Source organism: Streptomyces hazeniae (assembly GCF_031845485.1).
Lineage (GTDB): Bacteria > Actinomycetota > Actinomycetes > Streptomycetales > Streptomycetaceae > Streptomyces > Streptomyces hazeniae.
The window spans coordinates 90,846-107,556 of the sequence record NZ_JAVREQ010000002.1; the positions used below are offsets into that span (position 1 = coordinate 90,846).

15 protein-coding genes are annotated in these 16,711 nt (G+C 74.4%); 9 read left to right on the forward strand and 6 right to left on the reverse strand.

Annotated elements, in window-relative coordinates:
- The first annotated feature begins 10 nt into the window (after positions 1-10).
- Positions 11-1,195 carry an ABC transporter ATP-binding protein gene (locus RM572_RS04185; protein ID WP_311671902.1) on the forward strand — a complete coding sequence of 395 codons (1,185 nt, stop codon included), beginning with the start codon at positions 11-13 and terminating at the stop codon, positions 1,193-1,195.
- An 89-nt stretch (positions 1,196-1,284) separates the two neighbouring features.
- Here RM572_RS04185 and RM572_RS04190 read toward each other — a convergent pair whose 3' ends face one another.
- Complete coding sequence (locus RM572_RS04190; protein WP_311671903.1) at positions 1,285-3,450, reverse strand: prolyl oligopeptidase family serine peptidase; 2,166 nt, start codon at positions 3,448-3,450, stop codon at positions 1,285-1,287.
- A 186-nt stretch (positions 3,451-3,636) separates the two neighbouring features.
- On the opposite strand from RM572_RS04190, the gene RM572_RS04195 reads away from it, so the two are divergent.
- The 4 genes from RM572_RS04195 to RM572_RS04210 all read left to right on the forward strand — a co-directional run bounded on the left by RM572_RS04195 (position 3,637) and on the right by RM572_RS04210 (position 7,522).
- A complete protein-coding gene (locus RM572_RS04195; protein WP_023527854.1) occupies positions 3,637-3,831 on the forward strand; it encodes a hypothetical protein in 195 nt (64 codons plus the stop codon).
- 78 nt (positions 3,832-3,909) lie between these two features.
- Positions 3,910-4,803, forward strand: a complete 894-nt coding sequence (gene mshB / locus RM572_RS04200) for an N-acetyl-1-D-myo-inositol-2-amino-2-deoxy-alpha-D-glucopyranoside deacetylase (RefSeq protein WP_311671904.1) — start codon at positions 3,910-3,912, stop codon at positions 4,801-4,803.
- A complete protein-coding gene (locus tag RM572_RS04205) occupies positions 4,800-5,234 on the forward strand; it encodes a DUF6113 family protein (protein WP_311671905.1) in 435 nt (144 codons plus the stop codon). Before mshB ends, RM572_RS04205 begins: the two co-directional genes overlap by 4 nt.
- Before the next feature lie 140 nt (positions 5,235-5,374).
- Positions 5,375-7,522, forward strand: a complete 2,148-nt coding sequence (locus RM572_RS04210) for a peptidoglycan binding domain-containing protein (RefSeq protein ID WP_311671906.1) — start codon at positions 5,375-5,377, stop codon at positions 7,520-7,522.
- Positions 7,523-7,600: 78 nt separating this feature from the next.
- Here the strand turns inward: RM572_RS04210 and RM572_RS04215 are convergent, their stop codons facing one another.
- From RM572_RS04215 to RM572_RS04225, 3 genes are all read right to left on the reverse strand, one after another.
- The gene (locus tag RM572_RS04215; protein ID WP_311671907.1) at positions 7,601-8,386 is read right to left on the reverse strand and encodes a hypothetical protein; all 786 of its coding nucleotides are present in this window, start codon (positions 8,384-8,386) and stop codon (positions 7,601-7,603) included.
- Between the two features lie 143 nt (positions 8,387-8,529).
- Positions 8,530-9,471, reverse strand: a complete 942-nt coding sequence (locus RM572_RS04220; protein ID WP_311671908.1) for a transglutaminase-like domain-containing protein — start codon at positions 9,469-9,471, stop codon at positions 8,530-8,532.
- The gene (locus RM572_RS04225; protein WP_311671909.1) at positions 9,468-10,508 is read right to left on the reverse strand and encodes a GNAT family N-acetyltransferase; all 1,041 of its coding nucleotides are present in this window, start codon (positions 10,506-10,508) and stop codon (positions 9,468-9,470) included. The genes RM572_RS04220 and RM572_RS04225 overlap by 4 nt, the downstream gene beginning before the upstream one ends.
- 139 nt (positions 10,509-10,647) lie before the next feature.
- Here RM572_RS04225 and fdxA point away from each other — a divergent pair, with 139 nt between their 5' ends.
- Positions 10,648-10,974, forward strand: coding sequence for a ferredoxin (gene fdxA, locus RM572_RS04230; RefSeq protein ID WP_027764481.1), 327 nt, complete (start codon positions 10,648-10,650; stop codon positions 10,972-10,974).
- Between the two features lie 248 nt (positions 10,975-11,222).
- Complete coding sequence (gene dapC, locus RM572_RS04235) at positions 11,223-12,371, forward strand: succinyldiaminopimelate transaminase (protein ID WP_311671911.1); 1,149 nt, start codon at positions 11,223-11,225, stop codon at positions 12,369-12,371.
- Positions 12,372-12,466: 95 nt separating this feature from the next.
- On the opposite strand, the gene RM572_RS04240 is transcribed toward dapC, so the two are convergent.
- Positions 12,467-13,042 carry an ATP-binding protein gene (locus tag RM572_RS04240; RefSeq protein WP_311671912.1) on the reverse strand — a complete coding sequence of 192 codons (576 nt, stop codon included), beginning with the start codon at positions 13,040-13,042 and terminating at the stop codon, positions 12,467-12,469.
- A 368-nt stretch (positions 13,043-13,410) separates the two neighbouring features.
- Positions 13,411-14,427, reverse strand: a complete 1,017-nt coding sequence (locus RM572_RS04245; protein ID WP_449657208.1) for a heavy metal transporter — start codon at positions 14,425-14,427, stop codon at positions 13,411-13,413.
- 34 nt (positions 14,428-14,461) lie between these two features.
- Between RM572_RS04245 and dapE the strand changes: the two genes are divergently transcribed.
- Positions 14,462-15,541 carry a succinyl-diaminopimelate desuccinylase gene (gene dapE / locus RM572_RS04250; RefSeq protein ID WP_311671913.1) on the forward strand — a complete coding sequence of 360 codons (1,080 nt, stop codon included), beginning with the start codon at positions 14,462-14,464 and terminating at the stop codon, positions 15,539-15,541.
- A 113-nt stretch (positions 15,542-15,654) separates the two neighbouring features.
- On the forward strand, positions 15,655-16,584 hold the full coding sequence (locus RM572_RS04255; protein WP_311671914.1) for an LOG family protein: 930 nt from the start codon (positions 15,655-15,657) through the stop codon (positions 16,582-16,584).
- Positions 16,585-16,711 lie beyond the last annotated feature (127 nt).

Consider the following 16,711-nt stretch of genomic DNA (forward strand, 5'->3'; position numbering starts at 1 on the left):
AGAACGGAACATGAGCGAGGAACTCACCCTGACGAAGACGGAGGGCGCGGCGCCACAGACCGGCGCGCCCCTGCTGGAAGTCAAGGGACTGAAGAAGCACTTCCCGATCAAGGGCGGCTTCCCCATCCGGCGCACCGTCGGCCACGTCCAGGCCGTCGACGGCGTCGACCTCACCGTGCACGAGGGCGAGAGCTTCGGCCTGGTGGGCGAGTCCGGCTGCGGCAAGTCCACCACGGGCCGCCTGCTGACCCGGCTGCTCGACTCCACCGCCGGCGAGATCCGTTACCAGGGCACGGACATCGCGAACTACTCGCGACGCCAGATGGCGCCGATCCGGTCCGAGATCCAGATGATCTTCCAGGACCCGCAGTCGTCGCTGAACCCCCGGCACACCGTGGGCACCATCATCGGCGGCCCGATGGAGGTCAACGGGATCAACCCGCCCGGCGGCCGCGAGAAGCGCGTCCGGGAGCTGCTGGAGACCGTCGGTCTCAACCCCGAGCACTACCAGCGCTTCCCGCACGAGTTCTCCGGCGGCCAGCGGCAGCGCATCGGTGTCGCCCGCGCGCTGGCACTCGAGCCGAAGCTGATCGTCGCCGACGAGCCGGTCTCGGCGCTCGACGTGTCCATCCAGGCCCAGGTGGTGAACCTGCTGCAGAAGGTGCAGCGGGAGATGGGCATCGCCTTCCTCTTCATCGCGCACGACCTCGCCGTGGTGCGGCACTTCTCACAGCGGGTCGCCGTGATGTACCTCGGCAAGATCGTCGAGGTGGGCGACCGCGAGTCGATCTACAACCGGCCCCGCCACCCGTACACCCACGCACTGCTCTCCGCGGTGCCGGAGGCACGGCTGGACGAGGATGAGGAGGAGCAGCGCGAGCGGATCCGCCTGGCCGGCGACGTACCGTCGCCCATCGACCCGCCGTCGGGCTGCCGCTTCCGCACCCGCTGCTGGAAGGCGCAGGACAAGTGCGCCACCGACGAGCCGCCGCTGGTGCAGATCTCCGGGAACCACGACGGTCACCTGACCGCGTGCCACTTCCCGGAGGAGCCCACCATCCTCGCCCATGGCGAGGACGTCGTGATGACCGGCGGGGGCGCCCGGCGCCGGACCGACGAGTTGGTGACTCCGGAGGAGGAGCGCGAGATGGTCGAGGAGCGCGCCGAGACGGAGACCCCGAAGAAGATGCCGTGACGCCGTCACACATCCGCTGACCCGTGCCCGCCACGACCTGGTCGTGGCGGGCACGGTCGCGTCCGGTGCCGGTCGCGTCCGGGCGCCGGTCAGTCCATGCCGAGGGTCCGCTTCAGGAACGCCACCTGGAACAGCAGCAGGTTCTCGGCGACCTGTTCCTGCGGGGTCATGTGGGTGACGCCGGACAGCGGCAGGACCTCGTGCGGGCGTCCCGCGGCCAGCAGGGCCGAGGACAGCCGCAGCGTGTGGGCGGCGACCACGTTGTCGTCCGCGAGGCCGTGCACGAGCAGCAGCGGGCGGTGCGGCCCGGCCGGCTCGACCAGACCGTCGTCGGCGACCGCGGAGTTGTGCCGGTAGACCTCCGGGTCGTCCTGCGGCGTGCCGTAGTACCGCTCGATGTAGTGCGCCTCGTAGAGCCGCTGGTCGGTGACCGGGGCGCCGGCGACGGCGGTGTGGAAGACGTCGGGGCGGCGCAGCACCGCCATGGCCGCGAGCCAGCCGCCGAACGACCAGCCGCGGATGCCCACCCGGCTCAGGTCCAGCAGCGACGGGCGGGCCTCCGCCAGCGCGTACAGGGCGTCGATCTGGTCCTCCAGCACGACGTCCAGGACCTGCCGGGAGATCGCCTTCTCCCAGGCGGGGGAGTGGCCGGGGGTGCCGCGGCCGTCGGCGACGACCACGGCGAACCCCTGGTCGGCGAACCACTGCGAGGTCAGGTACGCGTTCCGGGCCGCGGTGACCCGCTGGCCGTGCGGGCCGCCGTACGGATCGAGCAGGACGGGCAGCGGCCCGTCGCCGTGCCGGTGGCCGGTGGGCAGCAGCAGCGCGGTCGGGATCTCCCGCTTGCCGACGTGCGCCAGCAGCGGGGCGGCCGTGAGCACGGGCTCTTCGGCGAGGGAGGGGACGGTGCCCCGCTCCTCGAGGGTGCCGTCCTCCCGCAGCCGGAGCACGTGCACCCGGTTGCCGTGGTGGTCGAGGGCGGCCGAGGTGAGGACGACGGTGTCGCCGCCGCGGACCGCCGAGGCGACGTGCGGGCCGGTGTCCACCGCCAGCCGCCGTAGGCCCCCGCCCCCGCCGTCGCGGTCGCCGTCGAACGGGATGCGGTGGACGCCGATGTCGCCCGGGTCGGAACGCCCGGTGTCGCCCGCCGCGGAGGCCGCGACCAGGACGTCGTGCTCACCGATGTCCAGGACGGTGCGGACGTGCAGGCCGGCCGGGGAGAGCGGCACCTCGCCCGCGAACAGGCGCCGCGCGCCGTCGGCGTCCGCGATGCGCAGCAGCCGTCCGCACGGCGTCCAGGCGGGGCATCCGGCGAAGAGTTCCAGCCATGTCGGGTCCTCCTCCGCGTACAGCTCCGAGGTGGCGCCGGAGGTGGTGTCGACGGACAGGTAGAGCTGACTGCGCTGGTCACGGGCCTGCACCTGGATCACCGGCGGCCCGCAGGCCGACCAGTGCACGCGAGCGAGATAGGGGTAGCGCTCGCGGTCCCAGCGCACCTCGGTGCGCCGCCCGCCGTCGGTGCCGACGAGCCACAGCCCCACCTCGGCGTGCGCCGTCCCGGCCGTCGGGTAGGCCAGCTCTGCGGACGGCTCGTGCGGGTTCGCCGGGTCGGCGATCCACCAGCGCCCCACGGGCCCGTCGTCGGCCCGCGCCACCAGCAGGCGGTCGCTGTCCGGCGACCACCAGAACCCCCGGTAGCGGTGCATCGACTCGGCCGCCGCGTACTCCGCCAGCCCGTAGGTCACGGTTTCCGACTCGGGCGTGGCCACCGCACGGTCTTCGCCGCCGTCCACCGGGGCGACGCGCAGCACGCCACCGGTCACGTACGCCACCAGACGTCCGTCCGGGGAGGGCCGCGGGTCGAGCACCGGGCCGGGTGCGGGCAGTTCTCGCGCCGTGCCCGCCCGCAGCTCGGCCGTGAAGAGGCGCCCGGAGAGGGCGAACGCCGCCAGTTCCACCGCGGCGTCCGTGGCGTACGCGACCACGCCGGAGGACGTCTCCCGGCTCCGTTCGCGCCGCGCCCGCTCCTCGGGCGACAGCTCCTCGGCGGCGCCGCCGAGCAGCACGGCCGGGTCGGCTGCGGCGTACTCCCGGCCGTCCGGCTCGCGTACCCACAGCACGTGCGCAGGGTCGGTTCCGCTCCGGCTGCGGAGGAACACGACGCGCGTGCCGTCCGGGGCGACGGTGAAGGCCCGGGGCACCCCGAGGGTGAACCGGCCCGTACGGGCGTGCTGCCGGGGAAAGGTCGTAGGCATACGGCGAGCCTATGCGCCACCCCTAGGGGGAGCGCTGGCCGAAATCGCATATGCGCCCCTGTCTTGCACCCGTGCGACGAGCCGTGCCGCCCCGGTCGATAGTTATGATCCTTTGCGCATGACCGGTGCCGGGTATGTAGCCCGTGCATCCGCAACCGACGCACGCGACTTGGGAGGTGAACCGCCGTGGCACTCTCGATTTCGGCGGTGGTGCTGCTGGCGATCATCGTGGTTCTGCTCGTCAAGAAATCCGGCCTCAAGGCCGGGCACGCGGTGGTCTGCATGCTGCTGGGTTTCTACCTCTCCAGCTCGTCCATCGCGCCGACCATCGAGCAGGTCACCTCGAACGTCGCCGGGATGCTCGGGGACATCAGTTTCTGACGCCGTCCGCGCTCCCCGGGCGTCTCCTCTCCGGGGCGGGAGCGCCGACGACGGGCGCCGGGTCGTAGGCTCGGGGGCATGACCGATGCTCCCGAGCGCCGTCTGCTGCTGGTGCACGCGCACCCGGACGACGAGTCGATCAACAACGGCGCGACCATGGCCCGGTACGCCGCCGAAGGCGCCCGCGTCACCCTGGTGACGTGCACCCTCGGCGAGGAGGGCGAGGTGATCCCGCCGGAGCTGGCCCACCTCGCCCCGGACCGGGACGACACCCTGGGCGCGTACCGCATCGGTGAACTCGCCGCCGCCATGCGGGAACTGGGCGTCCGGGACCACCGGTTCCTCGGCGGTGAGGGGCGCTACCGGGACTCCGGGATGATGGGCCTGGCGACCAACGACCGGCCCGGCTGCTTCTGGCAGGCCCCGCTCGACGAGGCCGCCGGGCACCTGGTCGCGGTGCTCCGCGAGGTGCGGCCGCAGGTGCTCGTGACGTACGACCCGAACGGCGGCTACGGCCACCCCGACCACATCAAGGCGCACCGCGTCGCCACCCGCGGCGCCGAACTCGCCGGCCACGAGGACTTCCGCCCCGACCTGGGACCGCCGCACACCGTGGCCCGGGTCTACTGGAACTGTGTCGCACGCGGCGCCGTGGAGGCGGGCTTCGCCCGGCTGCGGGAACAGGGCCGCGAGATGCCGTTCCCCGGCATCGCCACCCCCGACGACGTGCCGGGGGTCGTCGACGACGGCCAGGTCGCGGTCGTCGTCGAGGGCGGTGAGCGCTACCTGGCGGCGAAGAACGCGGCCATGCGCGCACACGCCACGCAGATCGCCGTGGACGGCCCGTTCTTCGCCCTGTCGAACGACCTCGGCCAGCCCTTGTTCGGTGCCGAGCACTACCGACTCGCCGACCGCTCCGCGCCCGAAGGCGGGCCGTGGGACGACCTGTTCGCCGGTCTGGAGATCGCATGAGCACCGGGGGAGCCGGCGCGACCGGCCACCCCGGTGAGGGAGCGCTGACCCGTCCGGGCCCGGTCCGGTGGGCGGCGTACGCCCTCCTCTTCGTGCTGGGTGCGCTGGTCGGCACGGCGGGAGCGCTGGTACAGGGCGGCTGGTCCCCGGGCGGGCTGCTGCTCGCCCTGGCGGGCGCGGCGGGCGCGTTCGGCGGCGGCGCCAAGCTGACGCGTACGAAGGTCGGGGCCATGGTGCCCGCCGCGGGCTGGCTGGTCGCCGCGATGCTGCTGACCTCTTCGCGTGCGGAGGGCGATTTCCTGTTCGGCACCGGATTCAGCTCATATGCCTATTTGTTCGGCGGGATGCTCGTCGCGCTGTTGTGTGCCACCATCTCGCTGCCTGCGCCTCCCCGCCGGCCGACGGAACGTCGCGGCGCGCGGCAGAGCTGACGCTGCGCCGGATGTGCCGATTCGGTGGGCACGGGCCTGGCGCCGGACGTCCCCAGTAAGGTGGGGCGCGCCGGCGAGCCGCGGGCGTCGATTGCGGTCGACGCCGGTAAGGGCGGCGCATCCAACCGGGAGAACCTGCATTGAGCCGTGAAACTGACAGTTCGTCCTCCGGGCCCCACCGGCGCGGCGGCCCTCCGTACGCGCCGGGCACCGAGCCCTACGGCGCGCCGTCCCGGCCGTCCGACGCGCCGGAGGCCGGCGGCGACGCACCGGCCCCCGCGGACGAACCGAAGACCGAGACGACGCTGACGACCCGCATCCGCATCAACATCCCGGGATCGCGCCCGATCCCGCCGGTCGTGATGCGCAAGACGGTCGGCGAGGGTGACGACGCCGGGGCCGCCGGAGGCGACGCCCCCGACAGCGATCCGTCGCACCGGACGGGCCCCGGCGCGCGTGCCGCGTCCGGCTCCACGGGTGGTTCCGGTTCCGGGCCGGCCTCGACGCCGGGCGGTGCGGCTGCGTCCGCTGCCGCCTCGGGCACGGGTGCAGGCAGTGCTTCCGGTCGGGGTGCCGACCCCGGTTCCGGTTCTGGTTCCGGTTCTGGTTCCGGCGAGGCACCCCGCGGCACGAGTGACTGGTTCGCGCCGCGCAAGCCGCCGCGTCCGGCGCCGGATCCCGAGCCGCCGGTGGCGGAGCGCCCCGGAGCGGAGGACGGCCGCACGGCGACCCCGCCCGACGGCTTCCCCACGGTGGGCGGCCTCGGCGGGACCCGCGGCTCGGGCGGGGCACAGGACGGCGCGCTGTCCGACTTCCTCGACCGGCCGCCGTCCGGATTCGACCCCGGTGCGCCCGCAGGCCCGCCGACCGGCCGCACCACCGGCCCGCAGACCGGCGACATGCCCGTACGGCCGATCCCGGGCGGCTCCTCGCCCGGCCCGGCTCCGGGCACCGTAGGCGGCCCCGGCGCGCTGGGCCGCCCCAAGGGCCCGGACGTCGGCCCGCCCGACCCCGGCGCGCCCGACCCCGGCGCGCCCGGCACCGGCTCCGGGCTCGGTCAGGGCTCAACCTCCGCGCTCTACTCGCAGGGGCCGACCCCGCCGGCGCCGCCCCGCCCGCGCGGGGACGACCGGATCACCAGCGACACCCTCGTCAGCGGCATCCCCCGGGTGCCCTCCGTCGACAGCGTGTTCCCACCCGACGCGCCGGGCCCCCGCCCGGTGGACCACGGACTCTTCGACGACGACCGGGACGACCGGAGCAACGGCGACCCCGACGTCGCCCCGGACCGCGGCGACCGCGGCGACCGCGGCGACCGGGACCGTGACGGGGGCCGCCGCAAGGGGCGTTCGAAGCTGGTGCTCGCCGGCGTCAGCCTGGTCGGCGTCGTCGCGATCGCCTACGGCGCGGGCCTGCTGCTGGACCACGCCGACGTGCCCAACGGCACCACCGTGCTGGGCGTGGACATCGGCGGCCAGACCCAGCAGGATGCGACGAACACGCTGGACGCCGCGCTCGAGAGCCGGATGACGGACCCGATCCCGCTGGTCGTCGACGGCCGTGAGGAGAAGGTCGAGCCCGAGACCTTGGGCCTGACCATCGACACCGACGAGACCGTGCGAGCGGCGGCCGGCCGTGACTACAACCCGGTCTCGGTGATCGGCTCGCTGTTCGGCGGAACCCGGGTGGTGGACGCGCACGTCAAGGTCGACGACGAGAAGCTGACGTCTGCCGTCGGGCGTCTGCACGGCAACGGCGGGAAGGACGGCCGGGTCGTCTTCACCGGCGGCAAGCCCGAGGCCGTACCGGGCAAACCGCACGAGGCCGTCGAGGTCGGCAAGGCGGCGACGCTGATCGAGGACGCCTACCGCGAGCGTGCCGCGACCGGACGCTCCGCACCGGTGACGCTGCCGGTCAGCACCCAGCAGCCGAAGATCGGCGAGCAGGAACTCCGGGCCGCCGTCGAGGGCTTCGGCGAGGACGCCATGTCGGGCTGGGTCTGGCTGCGCGCCGGCGGCGTCGAGGTGCCGTTCAGCCAGCAGACCATCGGCACCTTCCTCATCATGGAGGCCCCCTCGGGCGGGACGCTGCAGCCGGTGATCGACCTCGAGAAACTGGAGGCCACCTACGGGTCCGCCTTCGACGGTGTGGTGATCGACGGGGGCGCCGGCACCGTGCCGATGCAACCGAAGCACGCCGCGTCCGCGATGGTCGACGCGCTGCGCGAACCGGCACCGCCGACCCCGCAGAAGCGTGTGGCCGAGGTGACCGGCGCGCGCAGCCGGTGAGCAGGAGCCGCTGAGCCGCTGCCGGCGAGCCGGCGCGGACGGGCGTACGCCGTGCCGCCGCCGTCGGTCCGGAGCCTCTCAGGCCCCGGACCGGCGGCGCCGCAGCACGTACACCCCGAGGCCGACGGTGAGCGACAGCAGCGCACCCCCGGCGGCGACCACCGCGGTGTCCACCTCGTCGCGGCCGCCGCCCAGGCCCGCGTGCGCACCGCCGCGCGGCTTGTGTTCGACGAACACACTGGTGGTGAAGTCCTTGCCGTCGGGGCAACTGCCGTTGATGCCCCAGGACTTCCCGTGGCGGCCGGCGCCCGGGTCGTAGGAGTCACCGGAACCCGGGGTGCCCTTACCGGCGGCGCCGTCGGAGCCGTAGCCGTCCCCGTCGTAGCCCGCGGAACCCGGGGCCTCGGAGTCGTGCTGGTACGAACCCTCCGCGTCGAAGGCACCCTCGGACCCGGAGGTGTCCTCGGAGCCGTACTCGTACGAGCCGGAGGACTCGAAGGAGCCCGAGGACTCCTCACGTCCCGACGAGCCGTCGGAGCCGTCGGAGCCGACCGACCCGGAGAACGCGTGTGCGCCCGCGATGTGCGCCCGGCCCTGGTAGGTCGGCTTGCCGTAGTCACCGCCGCGGGGCAGCAGCCGCAGCTTGGCCTCGCCCTCCGCGAACGCCTGCGAGTACGCGGTCAGGTACGCGACCTGCTCGTCGTGCTTGCCGCACGTCACGGTGATCGTCACGGTGCCGCCCGGGTGCACCCGGCGCGGGCTGACCTCGGCCACGGGTTCGGCCGCGACCGCCGCGGCGGGGGCCAGGGTGGTCAGGCAGACCGTGCCGGCGAAGGCGGCGGCGACCAGTCGGGCGCGACGCATGCTGTTCTCCACATCCCGGGCGCAGCCGCAGCACCGGCGTCTGCGTAAGCCGTCACATACGCACCGTTACCGTGACGTTACGGGCGCCCCCAGGGGGTCGCAATGCGGGCGGGACCGTCGGAGCGACGTTCCGCGCGTGCCGTTCAGTTCAGCCGTGCACGCGCCTCCCGCGCCTCCCGCCGTACGGCATCCGCGCTCTGCGGTTCGACCTCGCCGGCCACGTCCGCGTACGCCTCCAGCTCGCGCGCCCCGGCCCGGAACTCGCCGCGCTCCACCAGCAGCCGCGCCCGCTCCAGCCGCAGCCGCAGCGGGCGGTGGGGGAGCAGCAGCGACAGGTCCAGCGCCCACAGCTGCACGGCCGACTGTTCCGGGCGGGCGGCCGCCCAGGCCCGGATGTTGTTCAGCACGCGCAGCACGACGTCCAGCGGTCCCGCCGGGCGGAGCATCCCCGGCGTCACCGGCGCGGGGGATCCGGTGGCCCGCGCGACGATCTCCGCGACGTCCTGGTCGCCGAGGAGGGCGCCCCCCGCGTACGGGTCGGCCAGCACATGGTCGCCCAGCGGGTCGCCGAAGCCCACCACGAAGTGGCCGGGCAGGCCGACGCCGTAGACCGGGGCGCCGGCGCGCCGCGCGACCTCGGTCCACACGACGGAGAGCAGGATGGGCAGGCCGCGCCGCCGGTGGAGGACCGCCTGCAGCAGGGAGGAGTCCAGCCGCCGGTAGTCGCCCGGGGTGCCGTGGAAGCCCTCGCGTGCGCCGAGCAGTTCGCGCAGCGCCTCGGCCCACGCACGCGGGTCGGCCGCGCCCGTCGCCGCGCCGGCCGCTCCGCCGGGGGAGCCCGCACCGCCCCTGCCGCGCAGGCGGGCGGGGAGGAGTCCGGCGAGCCGGTCCAGTTCGATCTGGGCCTCGTCGACGGCCGCTCCGCCGTGCTCCGGTCCGTCGGGCCGCGCCCCGCCGTGCTCCGGTGTGGCCGCCTCGGCGCCGATCAGCAGACAGAGCAGGGCGAGGTCCGGGCGTTCGTCCGCCGCCGCGGCCCGGAACCGTTCGCGGTTCGCCGCGCGCCGGGGGTCGTCGGGGCCCGTCATGGCGTGCTCCTCTGCGGGGCGCGGCGGTAGTGGTAGGCGTGGTGGTCGGCGAAGCCCAGCCGGTCGTAGAGCGCCAGCGCCGCCGCGTTGCCGGTCTCGACCTGCAGGTAGGCGGCGGAGGCGCCCTCCCGCAGTGCCCGGCGCGCCAGTTCGGCCATCACGACCGTGGCCAGGCCCTGCCGGCGGTGCCCGGGGGTCACCTCGACGGCGGCGAAGCCGGCCCAGCGGCCCGCCACCACGCAGCGGCCGATCGCCACCGGACCGGTGCCCGGTTCCTCCGCGCCCGCGCCGGAGGCCCCGCCCGGCACGGTGGCGAACCAGACCGACGGCCCGCCGCACAGCACGCGTAGGGCCGCGTCCCCCGCCGCGCCCTCCGCCCGGCGGTAGGCGCCCAGCCACGCGTCGCCCGGCGTCCGGTGCAGCCGCACCCGCGGGTCGGGGGCCCGGTCGGCGAGCGGCGCGAGTGCGCCGGTGCGCAGCACGGCATGCCGTTCCGCCGTCCAGCCGCGCTCGTCCAGCGCCCGGGCGAGCGCGCGGTCGTCGTCCACGTCGCCCGTGGTCACCTGGATCTTCGCGGGCAGTGCGCGGGCGTCGTACCAGCGCGTCACTCGTTCGAGTGCCGCGTCGAGTCCGGTGCCCGGGTCCCCCATGGGGAGGACCGAGTTGGCGCGGCTGGTGAATCCGTGCGCGGCGCGCAGCGTCCACTCCCCGAGACGTTCCGTCTCCAGGGCCGGCCAGCCCTGGGCGGCGACCCGCTGGAGTTCGTGCGCCCCCGCCGCGGGGACGCCGCGCCGTCGTGCCGGGGCGGCGGGCACCGTCTTGGCGGCCACCACGTCGTCCTCCGGCAGGGCGACGATCCGGCCGTCGCGTCGTGTGATCTCCAGCACACCGGACGTCCACGAGGTGAGCACGCCGACGGTGTCGGTGAACCGCGCGCCGGGTACCCGGTCACCGGTCAAACTGCGCACCGACACCCGTTTCCCCACGTCATCCGGGGTGATACGGACTTCCAGGCGTCCGCCGCCAGTGAATTCCACAGCTCTACCCGCCCCTCCTGTTCGTCTCGTGGCCGGGAACGGAGATACTAGGTGTGGGCATCGACGACGCCGCGCTCCCGCGCGCCCTGCGGCGGAGCCGTACCACGGGCCGCCAGCCCTACCGAGGAGGAACGACAGCGTGACCTACGTCATCGCGGAGCCTTGTGTCGACCTGAAGGACAAGGCCTGCATCGAGGAGTGCCCCGTCGACTGCATCTACGAGGGCCAGCGGTCCTTGTACATCCACCCGGACGAATGCGTCGACTGCGGGGCCTGCGAGCCGGTCTGCCCGGTCGAGGCGATCTTCTACGAGGACGACACTCCGGAGGAGTGGAAGGACTACTACAAGGCGAACGTCGAGTTCTTCGACGAGCTCGGTTCGCCCGGTGGCGCCTCGAAGCTCGGCCTCATCGAGCGGGACCACCCCGTCATCGCCGCGCTGCCCCCGCAGAGCCACGACGAGTGACTCCGCCGGGGTGCGCGCCCCGGGGTGTGCGGTGACGACCCGTACGCGGCCCGCCGGCCGCACGGCGCTCCGCACCGGAGAACCGGACACCCCTGGGGGCCGGCCACCGGCACGGTCCCCGCGCCCCGAGCAGAACCCGGTCCCGTACGGTCCAGCCGTACGGGACCGGGGTGTTTCCAGTACGGCCGTCCGGCGTCCCGTCGGACGGCCGTACCGTCAGCCCACCGCCTGGAAGTGAGCAGCCGAACGTGTCCTCCGAGACCGCCCCCGCCTCCCTCTCCGCCGGGGCCCCCGCGCCGTCGCCCGTGGCGGAGCGGCTCCCCGTCTTCCCGTGGGACCGGCTGGAGCCGTACAAGGCGACCGCCGCCGCGCACCCCGACGGCATCGTGGACCTGTCGGTCGGCACTCCCGTCGACCCGGTTCCGGCGCTCGTGCGGCAGGCACTCGTCGACGCCGCCGACAGCCCCGGCTACCCCACCGTGTGGGGCACCCCCGCCTACCGCGAGGGCATCGTCGGCTGGTGCGAACGCCGCCTCGGCGCCCGCGGGCTCACCGACCGGAACGTGCTGCCCGTCGTCGGCTCCAAGGAACTCGTCGCCTGGCTCCCCACCCAGCTCGGGCTGGGCCCCGGCGACCGCGTCGCCCATCCGCGCCTGGCCTACCCCACGTACGAGGTCGGTGCCCGCCTGTCCGGCGCCGAACCCGTGGTGCACGACGACCGGCCGGACGACCTGGACCCGCGCGGGATGCGCCTGCTGTGGCTCAACTCGCCGTCCAACCCCACCGGGAAGGTGCTGTCCGCCGCGGAGCTGCGCGCCGCCGTGGAGTGGGCGCGCGCGCACGAGGTGCTGCTGGTCAGCGACGAGTGCTACCTGGAGCTGGGCTGGGAGGCCGAACCCGTCTCGGTGCTGCACCCGGACGTGTGCGGCGGGACGTACGAGGGCATCGTCGCCGTCCACTCGCTCTCCAAGCGGTCCAACATGGCCGGCTACCGCGCGGCGTTCCTGGCCGGAGACGCCGACGTGCTGGGCGAGCTGCTGACGATCCGCAAGCACGGCGGCATGATGACGCCGGCTCCCGTGCAGGCCGCGGCCGCGGCGGCGCTGGAGGACGACGCGCACGTGGCCGAGCAGCGCGGACGGTATGCGGCCCGGCGTACGGCGCTGCGCGAGGCCCTGACGGCGGCGGGCTTCCGCATCGAGCACAGCGAGGCGTCCCTCTACCTGTGGGCGACGCGGGACGAGCCGTGCTGGGACACGGTCGGCGCGCTGGCCGAACGTGGCGTGCTGGTGGCGCCGGGCGACTTCTACGGGGCGGCGGGCGAGCGCTTCGTGCGGGTGGCCCTCACCGCCACCGACGCGCGGGTACGGGCCGCGGTGGCCCGGCTCGGTGGCTGAACCGGTGCGGGGGCCGATCCCCCGCGACGGCTGACGGCGAGCGGCCCCGGACCTGAGCACAGGTCCGGGGCCGCTCCCCGTCGGGGTGAGGCGGATCAGCCGATGGGCAGGCCGCCGCCGAGCGGCAGGCCACCACCGGTCAGGTTGCCGCCGGTCAGGCCGTCGGTGGGCAGGCCGCCACCGGACAGCAGGTCGCCGGTCAGACCGCCTGCCAGCGCGTCGCCCGACAGGGCGTCCCCGGAGAGGGCGTCGCCGGTGAGGCCCTGCGTCGGCAGGCTGCCGTTCTGCAGGTCCTCCATCGGCAGCACGTCGTGCGCGGTCCGCTGCACGGTCTGGCCGAGCTCGCCGTTCGCGGTCTCCGTCGTGTCCGCCACGACCTCCTCGGCGAGCGGGGTCACGCTCTCGCCGGCGTCGCTCACCAGGCGACCGGTGGGCATGCCGCCTTCCAGCGCGTCGCCGCCCACCTCACCGGCCAGGTCGGCGGCGGTGCCGGCGGTGGAACCCGCGGTCTCGGTGACACCCGCGGTGTCCAGATTGCTCAGCCCGCCCAGGTCGGTGGCCTGCTGCAGGTCGACGGCGCTCGCGGACCCGGCCGCGCCGACGACCGAAGCGGCACCGGCTGCCGTGAGAAGGGCGGCCCGAGCGATCCGGCGCGTGAGGGGGAGGGACATGATGCTCCTTTGACGGAGAAGATGCTGCTTCTTCACATACGGTCGGGACGGGCGGTGATGCCCGGCCGGACGCAGTGCCTATCGCGCCGGAAGGGCCGAAGGTTGCGGCCGGACCAGGTAAAGGATTGGTAACGCGTCGCACTATCCGTATCGGATGAAAAGGGCGATACGGGGTCGCGTGAAGAATGCGGCGGAAACGTCACAGCCCCTGTGCCGCACCGGAAAGGGGAATGCGTCGCACCCGCCGTCCGGGAGCGCCGGAGCGGTGATTCAGGCGCCTGCCGCTCCTTCCTGCGGGGGGCCGCCCGAACGTCCGTGCCCCCGTGCGTCTTCCGGCGATCCGCGGCCGCTCGGGGTATCCGGCACGGCTACGTCGTGCCGGGCGAGACCCGCAGGGTGACGGCGGCGGCACGTGCGTCCGGCGCTCCGGCGTCCCCCTCGACCGGACGCCATCCCTCCTCGGCGCGCTCGGCGCTCCACACCCGCCCGTCGTAGGAGATCTCCGCGATGCGCAGTTCACCGGCCTGGGCCACCGCCCAGTGCGCCAGCTCCCAGCCCCGCTCGGACGCGGACGCGGGCAGCACGACCTCCCGCCGAGTCTCACCCGCCCGTGCGCCGTCCGCCGCGGTCGATCCGGGGGCGCTGCGCCCGCCGCCCGTGCCGGTTCCGGCCGCGACGCTGTCCTCGCCGAGCACCTCCGGCCCGAACTCGCGCGCCAGCTTCTCCCGCACCCGGTCCGCGTCGCCCGGCCGCTCGTCCGGACCGCCCGGCCCCATCGTGCAGGTGAGGGCGGCCGCGTGGCGGCCGGTCAGCGCGCCCGTCAGCAGTGACGCGTTCCCCTCGTGCTTCGCGTACGCCTGGGGGAAGCCGCTGCGCTGGACCTTCTGAGCCGCGACGGTCAGCGGCAGCCGCGAGTAGCCGGGGACCTCGACCAGGTGCTCGTAGAACTTCCCCGCCGCGTACACGGGATCCATGATCTGCGGCACGCTGCCCCAGCCCTGCGACGGGCGCTGCTGGAACAGCCCGACCGAGTCACGGTCCCCGTGGTCGATGTTCCGCAGCCCCGACTCCTGCATCGCCGTGGCGAGGGCTATGGTCACCGCCCGCTCCGGCAGCCCGCGCGACGACGCGACCGCCTCGATGGTCGCCGCGTTGGCCGCCTGTTCGGGATGCATCCGGTACGTGGCGCCGTCGCCGCTTCCGCCCGCCGCCGTCACCGTGCAGCGGGCCGGGCCCGAGCCGGAGGTGAGGTACTGGGTCAGCAGATAGCCGCCGACCGCCGCGAGCACCAGGCAGGCGGCCAGCACGCGCAGGAACCTGCCGCGACGCCCGCGTGACTTCGCCGGGGCGGGGGTGGACTCGGCTTTCTCGGACACGCGGACCAAGGTACCGCCGACACCGGAGATTAGAGTGGGAGCCATGTCGCCCACCGCACTCGACCTGCACCAGGACGCCGCGCGGCTCACCGCGCAGCTCGTCGACTTCCCCTCCGTGAGCGGCGACGAGAAAGCGCTCGCCGACGCCGTCGAGGAGGCGCTGCGCGCCCTGCCGCACCTGACGGTCGACCGGTACGGCAACAACGTCGTCGCCCGCACCTCGCTCGGCCGCGCCGAACGCGTGGTGCTGGCGGGCCACATCGACACCGTCCCCCTCGCGGACAACGTCCCGTCCCGGCTGGACGAGGACGGCGTGCTGTGGGGCTGCGGAACCAGCGACATGAAGTCCGGCGTGGCCGTGCAACTGCGCATCGCCGCCACCGTCCCCGCACCCAACCGGGACCTGACCTTCGTCTTCTACGACAACGAGGAGGTCGCCGCCCACCTCAACGGACTCGGGCACGTCGCCGAGGCCCACCCGGAATGGCTGGCCGCCGACTTCGCCGTCCTGCTGGAACCCTCCGAGGGCGAGGTCGAGGGCGGCTGTCAGGGCACGTTGCGGGTGGCGCTGCGCACCGGAGGCGAGCGGGCCCACTCCGCGCGGAGCTGGCTCGGAGCGAACGCGATCCACGCCGCCGCGCCCGTGCTGGACCGGCTGGCCGCGTACACGCCGCGCCGCGTCGTCATCGACGGCCTGGAGTACCGCGAAGGGCTCAACGCCGTCGGTATCGAGGGCGGCGTCGCCGGCAACGTCATCCCGGACGAGTGCACCGTCAAGGTCAACTACCGCTACGCGCCCGATCTCTCCGAGGAGCAGGCACTCGCCCACGTCCGCGAGGTGTTCGACGGCTGCGGCGTCGCGGAGCCGACCGTGGAGGACAGCTCCGGAGCCGCGCTGCCCGGTCTCTCCCACCCGGCGGCGAGGGCGTTCCTGCAGGCCGTCGGCGGCGAGCCGCGCCCGAAGTACGGCTGGACCGACGTCTCCCGGTTCAGCGCGCTCGGCGTGCCCGCGGTGAACTACGGCCCCGGCGACCCGAATCTGGCCCACAAGCGGGACGAACGGGTCGACACCCGCCTGATCCTGCACTGCGAGGAGCGGCTGCGCAGCTGGCTCACCGCCTGAACACCGCCGCAGCGGGCAGGAGCCCGACGGCGGCGCGTCACCGGGAATGACACCGCGTGTCACCTGCGACTGCGTACGCTGAACGGGAACACCGCAGGCGGAGGGAGCACGACATGGGCAGTCCCGAGCGAGGGCCGGAGCGGGGCGCGGAGCGCGCCGTGCAGCGTGCCGAGGACCGGGCCGAGGACCGTGACGTGGAGGACGCCGCGCGCGACGCGGCCGACGCCGCCGCGCGGGCGTCGCCCGGCGGCCGGGGCGGCGCGTCGTTCAGCGGCGGGCGCGCCCCGTCGTCCGCCGGGGGCGACGGGCGGGAACGCGGGCCGCAGGAGCAGCGCCTCGGCCCGGTGGTGCGCCGCCGCGGTCAGGTCCAGGCGGGCACCACGGACCAGCGTCTGCTGGACACCACGGGCGACTCGGACTTCATCCACAAGGACCCGTGGCGGGTGATGCGCATCCAGTCCGAGTTCGTCGAGGGCTTCGGCGCACTCGCCGAACTCGGCCCCGCGGTCAGCGTCTTCGGCTCCGCTCGCACGCCGGTGGACTCGCCCGAGTACGAGGCCGGGGTGCGGCTCGGCCGGGGGCTGGCCGAAGCGGGTTTCGCGGTCATCACCGGAGGCGGTCCCGGCGCCATGGAGGCCGCCAACAAGGGCGCCCTGGAGGCCGGCGGGGCCTCCGTCGGCCTCGGCATCGAGCTGCCGTTCGAGCAGGGACTCAACCCGTACGTCGACATCGGCGTGAACTTCCGCTACTTCTTCGTCCGCAAGACGATGTTCGTCAAGTACGCCCAGGGGTTCGTGGTGCTGCCGGGCGGACTCGGCACCCTGGACGAGCTGTTCGAGGCGCTCACCCTGGTGCAGACGCGCAAGGTCACCCGCTTCCCGATCGTGCTGTACGGGTCGGAGTACTGGTCGGGGCTGGTCGCCTGGGTGCGCGACCACCTGATCGGCAGCGGCAAGGCCTCGCCGCACGACCTCGACCTCTTCCACCTGACCGACGACGTCGACGAGGCGGTCGCCCTCGTCACGAAGGAGGCCGGCGCGTAGCGCCTCGCGGCGCGCCCCGTGGCGCGGTACGCCCGGGCGGACGGCGTGACGCCTCGCCGGTGACCAGGCCGTTCGCCCGGCGGGCACCGCGCCACGCCGCAGGGCCGTCCGCGCCCGGCCGACGGCA